The sequence below is a fragment of the Hominilimicola sp. genome, assembly GCF_046972485.1.
Classification (GTDB): Bacteria; Bacillota; Clostridia; order UBA1381; family UBA1381; genus Hominilimicola; species Hominilimicola fabiformis.
On sequence record NZ_JBKVWU010000208.1, the window covers coordinates 1 to 1,941 of the forward strand.

Here is a 1,941-nt window from a genome sequence, read left to right on the forward strand (position 1 = left end):
GACCTGTGCCGTAACGGTTACGTCAATATCAACAATTCTGTTATCGCCGTCATTATCCTCAGCAATCTGATACCTTACGTCCGATATGCTGTAATCAATATCGCATATCGTTTCGTCACCGGCGTCGTCGCAATCAATAATTTCCGTAAAAGGCACTTCGCTTTCCATAAACTGAATACAACAGTCACTGTCGGTATACAGAACGCATACACTTATTTCCCCTTTTACAACAATCTTTCCCGTAACCGCTTTATATTCCGAATCGGATATTTTTGTATCGACTTTCAATATCTCGTTGATTGATGTCTGACCGTTCGGAACTTCTATTGATTCCTTTACAGAAAATTCAGTTTCCGTCAGTCCGATACAATTTTGCAGTTTTACGTTTTCCTTGAGCAATTCCGCATTATCGCAGTCCTCCGCCTCAACCGCTATCTCAACATTCTTTTCGGCTACAACCTCATAGTCCAAACCCACAATCACCTTAATTCTCAGTTTACGACTGTTTATAAGCGAAAATTCGGCTCTATCCACGTTTGCCATTATAATTGCAGTCATATCGTCGGTTATATTTTTGCTGTCCACATTTTGCGTAAAGTCAAACGACGTTATAATACTTTTTACCTTTTCTCTGTCACTGTCGGGTATGTACAAAATTTTCAAATCAACTCTGCCTGTGACATTTACTCGTCCGTTTGTAATTTCCTTGTTCGTAATACACGATACTGCGTCAAGCTGCAAAATTTTTAGTATATCGGGTTTCACATCGGGTACGATTATGTCCTCATCAACAAGTACCTGCGTGTCGCCCTTGCACGAAACTTGATTTACAGTTACATTCTCCTTTACTAATTCCATAATTAATATAATTCTCTCCTTTCGTTAAATAAAATTCTAAAAAATTGTTCACATTTCTGTGTACAACTTTATTCAAACTTTTCTAATAAAAAAATTCTCATAGTAAATACTATGAGAATTTTTATGAATTATTCTTAATTATGCGTTTTTAATAATTTCTTTCCACTTTTCGTAAGCCGCATCCCACTTTTCTGAATCTTGCGGCTCATATGTTTTAATATCGAATGAATTGCGAACAACTTTTCTGCCTTCATTGATGTCCTTAATCGCACCCATAGCCATTGCCTGTACAATTACGTTACCGATACTTGTAGCCTCAACAGGGCCTGTGCTAACAACACGCTTTGTTGCGTTTGCGGTAAATTGACAAATCATCTTGTCCTTTATACCACCGCCGACAATATTAACAACATTGTACTTGTTGCCTGTAACGTCCTCCATACCCTCAACAGTTTGACGATACTTGAACGCAAGGCTTTCTGCGATACATCTTACAACTTCGCCCTTTGTTTCAGGCACTTTCTGACCTGTCTTTTTACAGTATTCCTTTATACGCTTAGGCATATTACCCGGTGTTTGGAACTCTGCATAATCCGGATCAACAAGACTTGCAAAAGGTTCTGCCGCATTTGCCTGTCTTTCAAGTTCGTCAAAGCTTAGAAGTTCGCCTTCTCTGTCCCATTGACGTCTTGATTCTTGGATTAGCCATAGTCCCATAATGTTCTTCAAGAAACGGATTGTCTTATTAACTCCGCCCTCGTTTGTAAAGTTATGGTTGAATGCACCGTCCGAAGTATTAGGCTTGTCAAGTTCAACACCCATAAGTGACCATGTACCCGAAGATATGTAAATAAAGTCTTTTTGGTCAACAACCGGTACTGAAGCAACGGCACTTCCCGTATCGTGTGAAGCAACCGCAACAACAGGCACTTGTTCAATACCAAGTTCTTCTGCAAGTTCCGGTTTTACTTTGCCGACAATTTCACCTGGGAATATAACATCTGTTAAAATTTCTGTCGGAATACCGAGTTTCTTTAACAAATCGTATGACCATTCGTACTTTTCACTGTTGTACATCTGTGT

General features: G+C 39.3%; 2 protein-coding genes. Both read right to left on the reverse strand.

From position 1 onward, the window contains the following. On the reverse strand, positions 1 to 858 hold an 858-nt coding region (locus tag ACLTU0_RS11825), incomplete at its 3' end, for a DUF3794 domain-containing protein (protein ID WP_412322644.1). A 138-nt stretch (positions 859 to 996) separates the two neighbouring features. Beyond that, the coding region (locus tag ACLTU0_RS11830; RefSeq protein ID WP_412322645.1) for a rhamnulokinase at positions 997 to 1,941 on the reverse strand (945 nt) is incomplete at its 5' end.